The sequence below is a fragment of the Flavonifractor sp. An112 genome, from assembly GCF_904377885.1.
GTDB classification, from domain to species: domain Bacteria; phylum Bacillota; class Clostridia; order Oscillospirales; family Oscillospiraceae; genus Flavonifractor; species Flavonifractor avicola.
This window is the reverse complement of record NZ_CAJFGT010000027.1, coordinates 1-13722: the sequence shown is the minus strand read 5'-3', so window position 1 is coordinate 13722 and position 13722 is coordinate 1. Positions and strand designations below refer to the sequence as shown.

Sequence of the window (13722 nt, the reverse complement as noted above, 5' to 3'; positions counted from 1 at the left end):
GAAGTTGCAATAGTATTTCTTTCGGAGGGGGTATAGAGATAGCTGCCGCTGGAGGAGCGCATCACATAGCCGCCTTCCACAGCCTCCACTGTAACGGCATAGTCCCGCTGAGTAGTGATGGAATCTGACTCATGGGAGACTTCCACATAGTTATTAGCGTTATCTAGCTTGCTCAAGCTACTGTTGAACACATAGGAGGCAGAATCCGATACCTCATAGACCAGTAGGTATTCGCCGCTCCAGTCATCTTGATTTTCAGTGACTTTAAAATAGGTCCCCGTCTCACCAGCCGCAAAAACCGCGGTGGGCAGCAGGGACAGGATCATAGCGATGGTTAATAACGTGGATAGCAGGGGTTTTAGCTTCCGTCTCATACGATCATCATCCATCCTTCCTTACACGAGGCCACGCACCCGCGCAGCCGTTTCTTCTCCCGGATGTATCCTGCCCTCTCACCTCCATACTGCAGATTTGGCCAAAAAAGCCGGACGGTCCGTCCGGCTTTCCCTTCTGTTTCCTGGCCCTTTCCTTCCTTTCTTCCGGGCAGCACCATCTCTCCCCGGTCCGCAGCGGTTGAACCGCTCCGTTTGATGCAGTGTTATTTTAACAAAACATTCCTTCGGGTGCAAGCCTTTTTTAGTAATATCAGCCTTTGCACCGTATTATTTCTGAAAAATTTTTGTGTAATATATGTAACAGCGCCTTTTCTGCTGGTATATTTTTCTTTATCTAGTTGTGTTTCCCATAGCAAAATCCATCCTCTTGGCCGGTATTCTTCTGGCCGTGTTTCTCAAGCTGCACCGCAAAAACGCGGCGCTGCCGGTGGGCAGCGCCGCGTTTGTTACAGGTCATACAGCTGTGAGAAGCTGTCTCTGAGGGCGGGATAGAGTTCTGTATACAGCCGGTAGAAGGGCTCATACCGGGCGCTGTCCCCGCTGTTGGGGGCGCAGGACTGATCGGGATGGACAATGGCGTCGCAGGCGGCGGGCACGTCTGGGTACACCCCGGCGCACACGCCTGCCAGGATAGCAGCGCCCAGGGCGGGCCCCTCCTGAGCCGCCTTGGCGGTCTGGACGGTGCAGCCCAGCACATCGGCCAGCATCTGCCGCCAGAAGGGGGATCGTCCGCCGCCACCGCAGGCCATGATGTGGTCGGGGGCCACTCCCATCTCCCTTAAAATGTCCAGACACTGGCGCTGGGAGTAGGACACGCCCTCCATCACCGCCCGGATCAAATCTCCCCGGCCGTGCATGGCGGACAGGCCGATAAAAGCGCCTCTGGCCTTCTCGTCCAGCAATGGGGACCGCTCGCCCATCAGGTAGGGCAGGTAGAGCAGCCGGTTGGCCCCGATGGGAGACTGTGCTGCCTCCCGGGTCATGATATCGTAAGGGTCCACCCCCTCCTCCGCCGCCTGCTGCCGCTCTTCGGCGCAGAACTGGTTGCGGAACCACTGGAGGGACAGACCGGCGGCCAGGGTACAGCTCATCACTGTCCACGCTCCGGGCACGGCGGCGCAGAAGGTATGGACCCGTCCGCCGGGGTCGATGCTCACCTGATCGGCGTGGGCAAATACCACGCCGGAGGTGCCCAGCGTGACAAAGGCTCGTCCCGACCGCACCACGCCGGTGCCCACCGCGGCGGCGGCGTTGTCGCCCGCGCCTCCCGCCACCGGTGTGCCGGGGGCCAGGCCGGTAGCAGCAGAGGCAGCCGCCGTCACCGTGCCGGTGAGATCCACGGACTCATACAGCTTGCCCAGCAGAGCGGGATCGATATCCAGTTTGTCCAGCACCTCCTGAGACCAGCAGCGGTGGGCCACGTCCAGCAGGTTCATGCCCGAGGCGTCGGACACCTCGGTGGCAAACTCTCCCGTCAGCTTATAGCGCAGGTAATCCTTGGGCAGCAGAATGTGACGGCACTTGGCGTACAGCTCCGGCTCATGGCGGCGTACCCACAGAATCTTACCGGCGGTAAATCCGGGGAGAGCCGGGTTGGCGGTAAGCTGAATAAGCCGCTCCTTCCCTACCAGTTCTGTGATCTCCTGGGAGCACCCTTCCCTCCCCATCCAGCATCACCAAACCGTGCATCTGGCCGGACAGGCCCACGCCCTTTACTTCGTTTGGGGAAACGCCGCTCTGGTCCAGCACACCCCGGATAGTCTCGCAGGCCGCCTTCCACCAGGCTTCCGGGTCCTGCTCCGCCCAGCCGTTTTGGGGCTGGGCCAGGGGATAATCGGCGGTGCAGGAGGCCACGGTGCGGCCTGTCTCGTCAAACAGGGCGGTCTTGGTGCCGGAGGTGCCCAGGTCCACACCCATCAGATATGCCATAGCCCTTCTCCTTTCCAATGTAAAGGGGCGCGCCATACTGGGCGCGCCCCTCCGCGCACAAGCGCTCAGCGGAACATGACGTTGTTGACGATGGTTTCCAGATACTCCTGCCGGCCACTGGGCACGTCGATCTTCTCCAGGCCCATGGCATAGTCGGACAGAGACTCCAGGGTAGCGGTGCCATCTACGATGGTCTTGCCCACGCCGCTGCGGTAGCTGGCGTACCGGTCCTCCACGAACTGGTCCAGGCGGCCGTCGGCCTGGATGGCCAGAGCCTTCCGCAGACCCAGGGCGAAGGAGTCCATACCGGCGATGTAGGCCAGCAGGATATCCTCCAGGGTGTTGGAAGGACGGCGGGTCTTGGCGTCGAAGTTCAGGCCGCCGTTGGTGAAGCCGCCGGCTTTCAGCACCTCCATCATGCAGTAGGTGGTGTTGTACACGTCGGTGGGGAACTGGTCGGTATCCCAGCCCAGGAACAGGTCGCCCTGGTTTGCGTCGATGGAGCCAAAGGAATCGTTGACAATGGCGGTGCGCAGCTCGTGCTGGAAAGTGTGGCCCGCCAGGGTGGCGTGGTTGGCTTCAATGTTCATCTTGAAGTCGCCGGTGAGGCCGTACTTCCGCAGGAAGTTCATGCAGGTGGCTACGTCGAAGTCATACTGATGCTTGGTGGGCTCCTTGGGCTTGGGCTCGATGTAGAAGTCGCCCGTAAAACCGTGGGCACGGCCATAGTCCCGGGCCATGGTCAGGAAGCGGGCCAGATTGTCCAGTTCCAGCCCCATGTCGGTGTTCAGCAGGGTCTCGTAGCCCTCGCGACCACCCCAGAACACATAGCCGGTGGCCCCCAGCTCAATGGCGGCGTCAATGCAGGCTTTTACTTTGGCGGCGGCTACGGCATACACGTCGGCGCTGCAGGAAGTGGCGGCGCCAGCCATGAACTTCTTGTCACCGAAGTTGTTGGCGGTGACCCACAGGCACTTCTTGTTGTGCTTCTCCTGGAGCTCTTTCAGGTAGCCCACCATGACCTTGAAGTTCTCGATGCTCTCCTTTACCGTGGCGCCCTCGGGGGCAATGTCCACATCGTGGAAGCAGTAGTAATCCAGGTCCAGCTTATCCATCAGGCCGAAGGCGAAATCCGCCTTGGCCCGGAACTTCGCCATGGGGTCGCTCTGGCCGAAACTCTTGTCCATGGTGCCGCTGCCGAACATATCCACACCCTCGGCACAGATGGTATGCCAGTAACTCATGGCGAACTTCAGGTGCTCCCGCATAGGCTTGCCCGCCAACACCTCATCGGGGTTGTAGTATTTGAAGGCGAAGGGCTCGTTGCTGTTCGGCCCCTCATAGACAGTTTTGTCAATTTCCTCATAGGTTTTCATAGCGATACCCTCCCTTTTGCATTTCAGAATTATGCTGTACGCGCCTTACGCAGTTTCTGAGTGATGGCAGGCAGCATCTGCACGGCGATGGCCAGCAGCAGGATGGCGCCTTTAATGGTGTCGTTGATCAGCGGGTTGAGACCCAGAGCGGTGATGATCTTGTCGATAATGGTAAAGGACATAGAACCGAACACCACACCCAGGATGCGGCCCTTACCGCCCGACATACTGATGCCACCGATGACCACGCCGGCAATGGCGTACAGCTCATAGTTCTTGCCGCTGGTGGCCGGGTCCACAGAACCCACGTTGGCCACATAGAGGAAGGAGGCGATGCCCATAAGCACGCCTGCGATGACAAAGACCAGCACCCGGGTCATGCTTACATTGATACCGGAGAGCTGCGCGGCCCGCTCGTTACTGCCCAGAGCATACACCCGCTTGCCGAACTTGGTACTGGTGGACAGGTAGGTCATGATGGCTACTACCACCACCAGGATGAGTACCAGAATTGGGATCTGGATCACCGACTGGTTGCCGATGACCCACAGAGGCTGCCACTGGGACAGGCCGGCGTCCAGCTGATAGATGGTCCAGTTGTTGCTGTTCATCACGGTCTGAGCGATGGAGCGGTACATCAGCATGGTGGCCAGCGTAACAATGAAGGCCGGCATTTTCACCAGGCCGATGAGCACACCGTTGATAAGGCCCAGAATCACACCCATGAAGACGGCAAACAGGAAGGAAAGGGCGATGTTGTTGGTGTTGTTGAACACCATGACGGTGAGACCGCCCACCAGCGCCAGCTGGGAGCCCACCGACAGATCGATGTCGCCGGTCAGGATGATCAGGCCCATACCCAGGGCAATGATGCCGATGACGGTGGAGTGACGTGGAATGTTCATCAGGGTGGTCATGGTGGTGGCGCCGTGGTTGATGATGAGGAACACCACCAGGATGGCCAGGAAGATCAGGATAAAGTTATATTTGTGCCAGATACTTTTGACCAGAGCGGCCGCGTTGTTCTTCTCTTTCATGGTCTCACACCTCTTGTCCCTGCTCCGCGCGGATGGCGGATGCGTTGGTAGCCAGGAGCATGACCCGCTCCTCGGTGATCTCGCTGCGCTCCAGCACGGCCTGGACACCGCCGTGGTAGAACACCACGCAGCGGTCGGCCACCTTTTGGATCTCCGGGATCTCCAGGGTATTGACGATGACGGTTTTGCCCGCCTTGGCCAGCTCCTGGATCAGCTTGTAGATCTCGGTCTTGGCGCCCACATCGATGCCCTGGGTAGGATTGTCCAGCAGCAGGATCTCCGCCTCGGTGTTGAGCCACCGGGCCAGGATCACCTTCTGCTGATTGCCGCCGGAGAGGCTGACGATCAGGTCCTCATGGCTCTCCGCCTTGATGTTGAGCATCTGCTTGAGCTTGTTGTACTTGGCCGCCTCCCGCTTCACATGGATATGGGGATGGCGGCCGCTGAGGGTGTGCTCAGCGCAATATGTATTCTCTAGAAGCGTCATATCAGGAATGACGGAGTTTTCCTTCCGATTGGCGGCCAGCATGGCCACCTTGTCCTTCATGGCCTTATGGATGGTACCGGAGGCCACCGGCTTGCCCCATACCTTCAGTTTTCCGGCGGTAAAGGGGACCACTCCAAAGACGGCCTGCATCAGCTCGCTGCTGCCTGCGCCCTTCAGGCCGGTAAAGCCCAGCACCTCGCCTTTGCGGACGGACAGGTTCACATCGTGGAAGCCCTTGCCGGTCAGTCCCTCCAGCTCCAGGATGGGTTCACCCAGCTTGCGGGCCTCATAAACCTCCTGGTTCACATAGCCCTCGCCCACCATCTGCCGGGTCACTTCCTCCGGCGTGATGTCGGCGATGCGGCCGGAGGAAATGAAAGAGCCGTTGCGCAGGATGGTATAGCGGTCGGCGATCTCAAAAATTTCCGGCATCTTGTGGGAGATAAAGATAAAGGACTTCCCCTCCCCTTTCAGCCGGCGCACGATGCCGAAGAGATGTTCGATCTCCTCGGTGTTCAGAGCCGTGGTAGGCTCATCCAGGATAAACAGCTTGGCCTCGGCGTGGAGGGCCTTGGCGATCTCCAGCAGCTGCTTGCGGCTGGTGTCCAGGCTGCCCACCATCTCGGTGGGGTTGATGTCCACCCCCAGCCGGTTGAACAGCTCCTGGGACTGGCGGATCATCTCTTTTTTGTTCAGGTGGCGGAACCTGCCCAAAATCTCCTTGTTCAAAAACAGGTTCTCATAGACGGTCAGGTCGTTGATGACGTTCAGCTCCTGGTGGACGAAGGCGATCCCGGCCTCGTCCGCCGATTTGACTGTGATGGAATCCATCTGCTTCCCGCAGAACTCCACGGTGCCTCCGTCCCGCTGGTGGACGCCGCCCAGGATGTTCATCAGGGTGGACTTGCCGGCGCCGTTTTCGCCCAGCAGTGCGTGTACCTCCCCTTCCTCCACGTCGAAGCTGACCTTGTCCAGCACGGTGACGCCGAAGAAGCGTTTGGTGATATCGGTCATCTGTAATAGTTTCATGGTCAGGCACCCTCTTTAAGGAACAGCGGTCCCCGTGGGCGGCACAGCGCCCGCGGGGACCGCCGCTCGGTCTGGTTTAGAAGCCCTCGTAATCGGCCACGTTGGTGGAGTCGACCACGTCGACGGTGATGGTATGATCCTTTTCCACGGTCTCGCCGTTGAGATGGCTGATCATGTCATCCACGGCATTCTGGATCATCTTGGGAGGATAGGTGACGGAGAACAGGTCGAAGTTGGCCACGATGTCGGGATAGGCGGTGTTGGCGTGGGTGCCGGACAGGACCTCGTACATCTCGCCCAGGCCGGAGGAGGAGCCGATGGAGTTGATGGACTCCAGGAAAGCGTCCTTCTTGGCCTGCTCGATCTCGGTGCCGCTCAGAGCTTCCAGAATGCCCATGCCGATCTCGTCGTCGTGGGTGAAGATGTAGTGATACTCGCCCAGTTCCTCCACGGTCTTGCTGTTGATCCAGTCGATGAACAGCTGCTTGCCGGTGGAACGGCTCCAGCCGGTGGCGGCGGAGTACTCGATGGTGGCCAACTGCTCCTCGGTCCAGCCGTTGGCAGCCAGAGTCTCGGTGAAGCCCTTGTTGCGCATCTCAGGCACGGAGGAGGTGTCGCCGATCATGACGTACAGCTTGTCGCCGGGCTGCAGGCCGTCAGCGATGAAGCGCTCGGCAGTGGCCTTACCAATACCCTCGTTATCGCCCTTCACGTTGGCGGTAACCTTCTCCTGCACCACAGGGTTGTCAATGATGCGGTCCACCATGATGAAGGGGATGTCGGTGGCGGCGATGTTGTTCATGGAGGATTCCATGGTGTTGTCATAGGGCAGGATCACGATGCCGGCGGGAGGCGTGGCAGCGGCCAGAAGGTCGTCGATCTGCTCCTGCTGGTTCTTGGCGTCGGTGGCGGCCTGCACGACCACATTGTAAGTACCCTCGGCATTGACCTCCTCAGCCTTCTGCTGGGCGTAGGTCAGAACGGCGCCGGTCCAGCCGTGGTCGGCGTTGGGCACCAGGACGTAGATGTCGCCGCCGGAAGCGGTCTGGCCGCCGGTCTGGGTCTCACCGCCGCCGCTGGGGGTCTCGCTGCTGCCGCCGGAACCGCCGCCGCAGGCGACCAGGCTCAGGGACATGACGATGGCAAGAATGAGCGCAAGATACTTTTTCATGTTCATTGTCCTCCTTGTCAATTTATTTTCCGCAGCTTCTACTGCAAAAAATGCCCTATGTTGGTTACAGCTCCACCCAGGCGGCGTCCTTCTCGGCGCTCTCCACCACTGCGTGGACAAACTTCACGCCGTCCACACCGGCGTCCACCATAGTGATGGAGTCGGTGTTGTAGGGCCGGCCCGCCTTCTTCTCAATGAGAGCGGTGACATAGTCCCGGTAGATGTTGGCGAAAGCCACATACAGGCCCTCGGGATGGCCCACAGGCAGACGGCTGTAGCCGCCAGCGGGCTGGTCAATGCCGTTGCCGCCCCGGGTAAGTACCTGCATGGCCTGACCCTTGGGGGTATAATACAGATAGTCGGGCTGCTCCTGACGCCACTCCAGAGCACCCTGGTCGCCGAAGACCCGGACCACCAGGCCGTTGTAGTGGCCGGCGGCGATCTGGGAGCACCAATAGGCACCGTTGACGCCGTTGTCGTACTCCACCAGGATGTTGGCGTTCAGGTCCAGAGCGTGGCCGTACTTATTGGTGGTAGCGGCCAGGCGCTTGATCTTCAGACCGGTGACGTAGTTCACATAGGCCTCGATGTGGGTGCCGATGTCGCCCACGCAGTTGGAAATGCCGGAGAATTTGGGGTCCTTCCGCCAGACGGACAGGTTCTCCTTGGCCCCCTCCTGGGGCTCCAGCTCGTTGATGAGCCAGTCCTGCACATACTCGGCGTTGACGGCGGCGATCTTGCCGATCTTGCCGGCGGCGATCATGTCCTTCATAACCCGGCTCATGGTGTAGCCGGGATAGGTATAGGTCACGGCAAAGAGCAGATCCTTCTCCTTGGCCAGGGCCTCCAGCTCCTCCGCCTGAGCCACCTCAAAGCACAGGGGCTTCTCACACACCACGTTGATGCCCGCCAGCAGGAACTCCTTGGCGATTTCATAGTGGAGGAAGTTGGGGGTGCAGATGGAGACGAAATCGATGCCGTCCTCCCGGGCAGCCTCCGCCTTGGCCATCTCCTTGTAGTCGGCATACATCCGGCCGGGATCGATGCCGTAGGCCTTGGCAGTATCCTCGTTCTCCGACGGGATGTTGGAGAAGCAGCCGCACACCAGCTCCGCCCGGGGATCAAAGGCGATGGCCTTGCGATGCACTTCGCCGATGAAGGCGTACACGCTGCCGCCCACCATGCCGTATCTCAGTTCTTTTGCCATGCTTTCAGACCTGCCTTTCCTCAGCCATTGGAGATGGCGTCGTCAAACTTGATATCAGATTTCTTGAAGTCCACCTTGCGGACAAAGGCGGCGGCCTCGGTGGCACCGTCGATGCGGTCCATACCGCTGTCCTCCCACTCCACCGACAGGGGGCCGTCGTAGCCCATGTCGTTGAGCACCCGGATGATCTCCTCGAAGTTCACGTCGCCGTGGCCCAGGGAGCGGAAGTTCCAGCCCCGGCGCAGGTCGCCGAAATCAATGTGGGAGCCCAGCAGACCGCTGCGGCCATCCAGGGTGACGGCGGCGTCCTTCATGTGGACGTGGTAGATGCGGTCACGGAAGTCGGACAGGAACAGGTGGGGCTTGATGCCCTGCCAGATCAGGTGGCTGGGATCGAAGTTGATGCCGAACTCCAGCCGGTCGGAGAACTTCTCCAGCAGGCGCTTGGTGGAGTAGTAGTCAAAAGCGATCTCACCGGGATGGACCTCCAGCGCAAACTTCACATCGTTCTTCTTGAACTCGTTGAGGATGGGGGTCCACAGCTCCACGATCTTGTTGTAGCCGTCCTCGATCATCTCCTCGGTGGTCTGGGGGAAGGAGTAGAGGTAGCGCCAGATGGGGGAGCCGGTAAAGCCGGTGATGATCTTGATACCCATCTTGTTGGCCACCACGGCGGCCTTCTTCATGGTATCGATGCCCCACTGGCGGATGGCGTCGGGCTGATCGGCCAGAGCGGCGGGCGCAAAGTTATTCAGCCGGGGATCGGGCGCGTCGCCCACACACTGGCCGATGATGTGGGTAGCCAGGGCCTTGCAGATCAGGTTGTGCTTCTTCAGGGTCTCCTGCACCCAGGGGATGTAGCTCTCGTCTTCCAGGGCCCGGTCCAGATCCAGATTGCTGCCCCAGCAGGCGATCTCCAGGCCATCATAGCCCATCTTCTCCGCCAGCGCACACAATTCGTCCAGAGGCAGGTCCGCCCACTGACAGGTACACAGAGTAACAGGTCGCTTGCCCATAGCTGGTTCCTCCTTTTCCTTATCACCGTTACGCTATCGTAAATCCGTTTTATAAAATAGATTTACTAAAGTTCTTGCCATTAGATTACACTCTCAAATATGAAAAGTCAATCCCCTTTTTGACATTTCTCCCAATTGCCGAAAAGATTGTATAAAGTGCTATGTGCCATTTGCCAAAAAGGGGCGCCCGGCAGCAGTGCTGCCGGGCGTCCCTTTTTTCTTATTTCATTAAAAGGAATCCAAGAAGCGGTTCACATCGTGCAGGGCCGTGCCCACACAGGCGCTGTGAGATTTGAACCGGTCCAAAGTCAGAAATGCGCCATCCTCGTCAAAGAGGGTCTTTTGGCATACCTCCTGCCGGATCAGATCCAGCTGATCCTCCAGATAGGCCGCCAGCATTCCGCCCAACACAATATCACAGTCCATGCCCATCCGAATGATGGCCAGGCCGTCGGTCAGGTGATGGCGATATTGCTCCCAGGTCAGGGCAATCTGGTAGTTGCCGCACTTCAGCATGGAGAAAAACTCCTCCAGGGTAATGCCCAGATCATCGCTGAGCCGGGATGTGGAGCAGTAGGCTTCCAGGCAGCCCCGCTTGCCGCACCGGCAGGGTCTGCCGTCAGGCACAATGCAGATATGGCCGAATTCGCCGCTGCGGCCGTTGTCCCCGACATAGGGCTTGTTCCCCATCAGGATGGCGCCGCCCACGCCGCGCTCCAGAGAGAGATAAATCAAATTTCTGCTCTCGCTTCTTGCCCAGCTCTCCGCATATCCGCTGGCATTGGCGTCGTTTTCTACACGAACTGCGTAGGAAAAGGCCCCTGTGATTTCAGCCAGAGGGATATCCCGCAGTTCCAGCGTGGGGGCAAACACCAGCCGCTCCCGCTCGGCATCCACAATGCCCGGAACGGTGATCCCCACGCCCAGCAGCCTTTTTCGATCCAGCCCCAGCGCGTCCAGGAAGTGCTCCAGCAGCTGGGCCACCTCCTGATAATAATGGGGGCTGTGGCTGAACTTCTTACACACTTTTTGGTATCCCAATTCCTGAGCCCGGATGTTGATGGCCACCAGCCGCACCGCGTCATCCATAATGGAGATGCCCACAGAAAACCGCGCGTCCGCCACCAGGGAGATGGTCCTGGGCTTCCGCCCGCCTGTGGAGGCCTGGGTACCGGAATAGGACAACAGGCCCTCCTCCAGAAAATCGTTCAGATTACCGGATACCGTAGGCAAACTCAGCCCCAGGGCCCCGGCAATCTCCTGCTTGGTCACCGGCTCCCCGTTTTGATAAATATATTGATAGATTCTTCGCCGATTGGTTTGTTTCAGGGCCGCAGACGTCAACGCTTTTTGCATACGCCACCCCTTCTTTTATAAAAGTATTTTCTATTACTATCAACCTATCATATTCTGGTCTAAAATGCAAGGGGGCACCTGAAAGAATTTTCAGCTCGTGAAGGAAAGGGCACCTCCCCCTGCTTTCCCCAGCCGCTGGCCTCATTAACTATTTAGTTAATATCTTCTTGACTTCCCGTTCGAGATGCGCTATAGTCTTATTAGACAAATAGTTAATGGAGGTGTGGTATGGAACGCAGTGTATCTCTTTCTCACAGCGAGTGGCTCATCATGCAGGAAATCTGGAAACGAGGGACTGCTACCTTTCGGGAGATCTGTGACGGTGTTGCGGCCCAGAACTGGAGCAAGCCGGCGGTAGCCGCCTTCCTGAAGCGTATGGAGAAGAAAGGGGCCATCTCCTGTGAAGAGGCCAAGCCGGTAAAGCTCTACCGGCCACTGATTCAGAAGGAAGCAGCGGTACAGGAGGAGACCCGGCAGATTTTGGACCGGGTATACGGTGGGGACGTGGCTCTGCTGGCCCAGTCCCTGGTAAGCTCAGAGGCGCTGGACAGCGCAGAGGTAGAAGAGCTGATCACGCTTTTGCGGAAAGGCAGGGAAGGCTCATGACACAGCTGCTGCAAATGACCGTACAGGGGACTTTACTCATCGCCGTGCTGCTGCTCCTGCGCACACTCTTCCGCAGGCGCATCTCCCCTGTGATCCTCTACGCCCTGTGGCTGCTGCCTGCCGCCCGGCTGCTGATTCCAGGCAGCGTGGAGAGCGCCTTTTCCCTGCAAAACTTCGTTCCTGCCCCGGCGGAGCAAGGGATGGCAACCGTACTTGGGCAGGGATCAGCCCAAGTACCTCAGCTGTCCCAGGCACAGACCACTCTCCCACCTGCTGCGGCAGACCTTGCACAACAGGCTGCCATACCCAGTGGTGCTGCTCTGGACGTAGGGACTCTACTTACAGTCAGTATGTATTATGATGGCGGTCAGGAGGATACGCTGTCCTGTGTCTTTGTCACCGGCGACGGCGGCAGAACCTGGGCGGCCGTTACCAGTAGCGGGCCGGATCGGTCTGATTGATGCTGTCCCCTGCAAATCTGACAAGAAAAGGCCCCCGGAACAGCGTTCCGGGGGCCCAAACTTTTGGTATTGGATTAGTACATACCGCCCTTGAGAAAATTTATTTCACCATCATCACAATGTAGCGTAAAATGATTGAAAAATGATGGATTATATTCGATTTCATAACTTTTCCGGCGTTTTCTAATTTTGCGTATTTCTCTAAATTCACGCAAATCTACGCAAATCCACATTGCCGAGAGGGAAAAGTGTGTAAATAGTGTGTAAGCTCGCTGATGTTAAAGCGAGGCCGCAATTTGTCGAAATGCCCGTTCAGCGGATTCATAGTTGCTGTGTGTGTAAACGTCCAGGGTGACGCTGGCGGTAGAGTGTCCCATGATATACTGGAGGCTTTTAACGTCCAGCATAGCCTGCTGAGCATTGGTGCAGAAAGTATGCCGTAATACATGGGGCGTAATCGTAGGTAACGTGTTGCCGTGAGATTTCAAATAGCGTTTTTGAAGCCCTCTCATGTAGTTTTCCAGGTGCATTGCTACCTTAGGACGCTTATCCTTGTCCAAAAAAAGGAAACCACTGTAACCGTCAACAATCATCTCGATTTTGGGTTTCCCTCTATGCTCCACCACATTACGGAAAGCCATATACACGGAATCTGTCATAGGGATCACTCGAATACCGCTTTTGGTTTTCGGTGATGTTACAAAATAGGGTTTCTCAGCGGTTCGACATAGCTGCTTGGTTACACGAATACACCGACGCTCAAAATCAACATCAGATAGGGTGAGACCGTATAGCTCACTTACACGCAATCCTGTTCCCAGCAAAATCACAATGTCATTGTAATAGTTTCCACCATCATCACGAACAAATTCTAGGTAGCGTTCCTGTTGTGCTTTTGTCAAGGCGTTTCTCACATTTGCGTCTTTGGGAACCACATCAGACAACTTGAACTTAAAAGGATTTTTGCGAATCATATCATCCTCAACAGCCATTTCAAAAGCAGGACGCAGCACACTATGTATTACACCGATGGTATTTTGCTTCATGCCCTGGTCATGGAGCGAGACAAACCACGTTTTTGCCTCTGAGCGTTTCACATCTTTAATTCTAAGCTGTCCGAATGAATCTTGCCGAATGCGGTTGACGGCAGCACCGTAAGCTCTTTGGGAATTTTGCGTTAATCCACGCCGGAGATTAATGTATCGCTCCACCAAAGCTAAAACCGTTGTCTCACCAGCTATATAGTCAATCCCATCTAGCAGGTCACGTTGTACTTCAACTTCCTTTTCTCTCAGCTCGTTTAACGTAGGCGCATATATGTAGCTCCATTTTTCTTTACTGTTGCGGCGGAAACGATAATAGTAAGTCAAATTGGGACGTTGCCCCTCTCCAGCTCTTAAAATGCGCCCTTTGCTATCCTTACGCTTTTCAGCCATAAATCCTCCTCTCTACTGAAAAGCCCCTAGCACGGTACACTAATTATAGCATACAATGCCAGGGGGTTCCAGTGTTCTCGTTATATTGAGTATGCCTTGCTTAGATAATCCAGGCACTCCCGAAACGAGTTGTCAAGGACTTTTTAATCAAATTCACAAAAAAGCCACAAAAAAGTGCCAGAAGCAGATTTTAGCTCCTGACACTTTTGCGGATGG

The 13722-nt window shown here is 57.2% G+C and carries 11 protein-coding genes and 1 pseudogene; 2 read left to right on the top strand and 10 right to left on the bottom strand.

Annotation, left to right across the window (positions count from 1 at the left end; translation table 11 throughout):
• From IHN22_RS05735 to IHN22_RS05695, 9 genes and pseudogenes are all read right to left on the bottom strand, one after another.
• A partial coding sequence (locus IHN22_RS05735) for a hypothetical protein (RefSeq protein WP_191434070.1) occupies positions 1-374 on the bottom strand: 374 nt, incomplete at its 3' end.
• Positions 375-841: 467 nt separating this feature from the next.
• Positions 842-2324: pseudogene (gene xylB / locus IHN22_RS05730) on the bottom strand (xylulokinase).
• 65 nt (positions 2325-2389) lie between these two features.
• A complete protein-coding gene (xylA, locus tag IHN22_RS05725; protein ID WP_191434068.1) occupies positions 2390-3700 on the bottom strand; it encodes a xylose isomerase in 1311 nt (436 codons plus the stop codon).
• 29 nt (positions 3701-3729) lie between these two features.
• Positions 3730-4737 carry an ABC transporter permease gene (locus tag IHN22_RS05720; RefSeq protein WP_191434067.1) on the bottom strand — a complete coding sequence of 336 codons (1008 nt, stop codon included), beginning with the start codon at positions 4735-4737 and terminating at the stop codon, positions 3730-3732.
• A 4-nt stretch (positions 4738-4741) separates the two neighbouring features.
• On the bottom strand, positions 4742-6253 hold the full coding sequence (locus IHN22_RS05715; RefSeq protein ID WP_191434065.1) for a sugar ABC transporter ATP-binding protein: 1512 nt from the start codon (positions 6251-6253) through the stop codon (positions 4742-4744).
• Positions 6254-6329: 76 nt separating this feature from the next.
• Positions 6330-7424, bottom strand: a complete 1095-nt coding sequence (locus tag IHN22_RS05710; protein ID WP_191434063.1) for a substrate-binding domain-containing protein — start codon at positions 7422-7424, stop codon at positions 6330-6332.
• Between the two features lie 64 nt (positions 7425-7488).
• On the bottom strand, positions 7489-8631 hold the full coding sequence (locus IHN22_RS05705; protein ID WP_191434061.1) for a Gfo/Idh/MocA family protein: 1143 nt from the start codon (positions 8629-8631) through the stop codon (positions 7489-7491).
• Between the two features lie 20 nt (positions 8632-8651).
• Positions 8652-9647 carry a sugar phosphate isomerase/epimerase family protein gene (locus IHN22_RS05700; protein WP_087188598.1) on the bottom strand — a complete coding sequence of 332 codons (996 nt, stop codon included), beginning with the start codon at positions 9645-9647 and terminating at the stop codon, positions 8652-8654.
• Between the two features lie 228 nt (positions 9648-9875).
• On the bottom strand, positions 9876-11003 hold the full coding sequence (locus IHN22_RS05695) for an ROK family transcriptional regulator (protein WP_087268095.1): 1128 nt from the start codon (positions 11001-11003) through the stop codon (positions 9876-9878).
• Between the two features lie 228 nt (positions 11004-11231).
• On the opposite strand from IHN22_RS05695, the gene IHN22_RS05690 reads away from it, so the two are divergent.
• On the top strand, positions 11232-11609 hold the full coding sequence (locus IHN22_RS05690) for a BlaI/MecI/CopY family transcriptional regulator (RefSeq protein ID WP_191434059.1): 378 nt from the start codon (positions 11232-11234) through the stop codon (positions 11607-11609).
• Positions 11606-12070, top strand: a complete 465-nt coding sequence (locus IHN22_RS05685; protein ID WP_191434057.1) for a M56 family metallopeptidase — start codon at positions 11606-11608, stop codon at positions 12068-12070. Before IHN22_RS05690 ends, IHN22_RS05685 begins: the two co-directional genes overlap by 4 nt.
• A 278-nt stretch (positions 12071-12348) precedes the next feature.
• Here IHN22_RS05685 and IHN22_RS05680 read toward each other — a convergent pair whose 3' ends face one another.
• The gene (locus tag IHN22_RS05680; RefSeq protein WP_087268104.1) at positions 12349-13506 is read right to left on the bottom strand and encodes a site-specific integrase; all 1158 of its coding nucleotides are present in this window, start codon (positions 13504-13506) and stop codon (positions 12349-12351) included.
• Positions 13507-13722 lie beyond the last annotated feature (216 nt).

Excerpts from the sequence above, each read along its gene's own strand:
- IHN22_RS05715 (WP_191434065.1), bottom strand. The coding sequence starts at position 6,253 with ATGAAACTATTACAGATGACCGATATCACCAAACGCTTCTTCGGCGTC.
- IHN22_RS05695 (WP_087268095.1), bottom strand. The coding sequence starts at position 11,003 with ATGCAAAAAGCGTTGACGTCTGCGGCCCTGAAACAAACCAATCGGCGA.
- IHN22_RS05705 (WP_191434061.1), bottom strand. The coding sequence starts at position 8,631 with ATGGCAAAAGAACTGAGATACGGCATGGTGGGCGGCAGCGTGTACGCC.
- IHN22_RS05720 (WP_191434067.1), bottom strand. The coding sequence starts at position 4,737 with ATGAAAGAGAAGAACAACGCGGCCGCTCTGGTCAAAAGTATCTGGCAC.
- IHN22_RS05685 (WP_191434057.1), top strand. The coding sequence starts at position 11,606 with ATGACACAGCTGCTGCAAATGACCGTACAGGGGACTTTACTCATCGCC.
- IHN22_RS05680 (WP_087268104.1), bottom strand. The coding sequence starts at position 13,506 with ATGGCTGAAAAGCGTAAGGATAGCAAAGGGCGCATTTTAAGAGCTGGA.
- IHN22_RS05710 (WP_191434063.1), bottom strand. The coding sequence starts at position 7,424 with ATGAAAAAGTATCTTGCGCTCATTCTTGCCATCGTCATGTCCCTGAGC.
- IHN22_RS05700 (WP_087188598.1), bottom strand. The coding sequence starts at position 9,647 with ATGGGCAAGCGACCTGTTACTCTGTGTACCTGTCAGTGGGCGGACCTG.
- xylA (WP_191434068.1), bottom strand. The coding sequence starts at position 3,700 with ATGAAAACCTATGAGGAAATTGACAAAACTGTCTATGAGGGGCCGAAC.
- IHN22_RS05690 (WP_191434059.1), top strand. The coding sequence starts at position 11,232 with ATGGAACGCAGTGTATCTCTTTCTCACAGCGAGTGGCTCATCATGCAG.